Source organism: Dethiosulfatibacter sp., assembly GCF_983023055.1.
Map to the genome: position 1 here is coordinate 1 of NZ_CEZJXU010000388.1, position 2,541 is coordinate 2,541.

2 protein-coding genes are annotated in these 2,541 nt (G+C 29.8%); both read left to right on the top strand.

From position 1 onward, the window contains the following. On the top strand, positions 1-326 hold a 326-nt coding region (locus AC3AX0_RS11420; protein WP_487550409.1), incomplete at its 5' end, for a diguanylate cyclase domain-containing protein. Positions 327-658: 332 nt separating this feature from the next. After that, entirely contained in the window at positions 659-2,185 is a 1,527-nt protein-coding gene (locus AC3AX0_RS11425) for a histidine kinase N-terminal 7TM domain-containing diguanylate cyclase (RefSeq protein ID WP_487550410.1), read from the top strand. The last annotated feature ends 356 nt before the right edge of the window (positions 2,186-2,541 follow it).

Sequence of the window (2,541 nt, forward strand, 5' to 3'; positions counted from 1 at the left end):
CAGGTGATGATGCTATCAGAACATCTTACAATCTTATCGATCAGCATTTCGGTACAATTGGTAAATCTTATAGAATTGGCGGCGATGAATTTGCTGTTATCATTCCTACCCAGGATATTGTAATATTTGAAAAAGCATGTTTAGACTTCGATGAGTCAATAAGACAATATAATGAAAAACTTTATTATCCACTTGGCATTGCACTTGGAAGCGTCATATACGATCCTGTACATGATATGACAGTTAAGTTGATGATGCACCGTGCTGATACAAATATGTATAAGGCTAAAAGAAACACCGTCAAAGTAACTTTTAAAGTGCCCTAAAAAACTTTTAGGGCATTTCTGATGATGATTAATTGTCATAGTAACTCCGTTTTATTTTAGCAATGTTTTATCGACACATATGATATTGTATTTAAACTTTTAGGGTTAATTTTGCCGATGCCATAAGCAAAGATAAGTACATTAGATAATTTGATTTACTATATTGAGATACTTAGTAGACTTGAACTCATAACTATCGGTGAAGTATAGGAAGTATTACCAACTAAAGAAGTGATGACTGATTACATTTGAAAAAAATTCATCAGTCGTCTCTGAATTTGTCTTTAATATTCTATTAAAGATATATTTTTTTGAAAGGAAAGGACTAATATATGAATCTTAGTTACGCATTTGTATCCATTAATATTTTAGCATTAGCAATGATTGTGCTTACTCTCATCGCAATATATGGCAAGAAAGATAAAAGAGGTGGCAAAGAATTAGGTCTAGTTATTGTCTTTATTTTTATTGGTTCATTGTGTATATTCTTAGAAAATGTCTCACAAACTTATGAAGCGAAACTGTTATTTAGAAATTTGAGTCAAATTGGTCTGTTTTTATTACCCTCATCTTCGTATAATTTTATTATGGTTTATACAAGAGAAGAGAATAAGATATTCAATAAAATGAGGTACATTAATTTTATATTTGCAATCATTTGTGTGATTCTAATATTTACAAATAACCATCATCATATTATGAGAGTATCTGTCGAGTTAAAAGAACTATCATCAATATTAGTGCTTAAGGTCAATCAAACTTTATTTGGTAAAATTGCAGTTACTCTAAATACTTTAATGAATTTAATTGCAATGATCAAACTTTGGGTGTTTATGAGAACTACCTCAAAAAATACACGGAAACAAGTCATGCTCTTACTGATAGGTTTTTTAATACCAATTATATACACTTACAGTAAAAGTGCATTATTTAATATCATTGGAGTTGAAATACCAACACCACTCAGTTTTTTAATAGGTATAATTATTATGTTAATTGGAATGTATCGATATGATTTCATGTCCATTTCACCAATAGCTAGGGAATGGGTCATTGATGAAATAAATGTTGGTATGATATTTACAAATGAATCAGGGGAAATAGTTGATATTAATAATTTCATCAAAACGAATTTTAGTGTGGATACAAATGAACTGTCTACTAAAATTAAATCTTGTGACGAGTGGTATAAGGCAATTACAGAAAATAACGATACTGAGTTGGAATATGTAAATGACGATGAAAACACAAGTGTTTTCCTTATAAAAGTCCATAGTCTTTCAAAGAACAAAAAACATATTGGTACGATCTCTTTATTGACAGATATCACAATTGAAAAACAATATCAAAACGAACTTATTGAATTAGCTGAAAAGGATAGCATGACACAACTACTTAATAGGAGTACATTTGAAAGCAAAGTTAATAGTTTGCTGGTAAGTAATACCGCTTCTGATGAGTTGTGTGCACTTATAATAATAGATATAGATCATTTTAAGCAAATCAATGATCAATATGGGCATCAAACTGGTGACAAAGTGATAAAAGACATTGTAAACATTATCCGTAATCATTTTAGAACTGACGACTTAGTTGGACGACTGGGTGGTGATGAATTTATGGTCTTTATTTCGAACTGCTCAAAAAAGCAGATCAATAAAATTATAAACAGAATACAAAATAGTATAAAGAATTATCCTTTTGAATCTGAAGGCATTATGTTTTCAGTGACGTTGAGTATCGGTATATCTATACCTCATAGTGACTCAGCTAAATTCTCGGACATCTATAAAGAAGCAGATACAGCACTTTATGAAGTTAAGGAAAATGGACGAAATGATTATAAATACTTTGAGTAATATTGGAATTTAAATACTTAAAACACCTTCATTTGCTCTCTGAATGTGATCATAATGATTAACATATTTTTATTTGCTGCTATAAGGTTTATCTGACATTGTTATTTTCTCACTTTAAATTAAATGTAATATATATAGTTTTGCATAACAATTAAAATGTTATGCAAAATATAAATGTTACGCATTGCAGTTGCTCATCCATCGGCAACTGATTCAATCTCATATGTTCAAGTATCATCACAATCTAATAGGAAAAACATTCTAGTGTTTCTCTGTAACTAAAAAACACCATCCAATTATTATCTGGATGGTGTTTCATTTTAGTTTTCTTCTACGAAGATGATAAGTGCATCTTC

What these genes read in the sequence shown, in the direction of transcription:
- AC3AX0_RS11425 (WP_487550410.1), top strand. Translation starts at nt 659, where the DNA reads ATGAATCTTAGTTACGCATTTGTATCCATTAATATTTTAGCATTAGCA.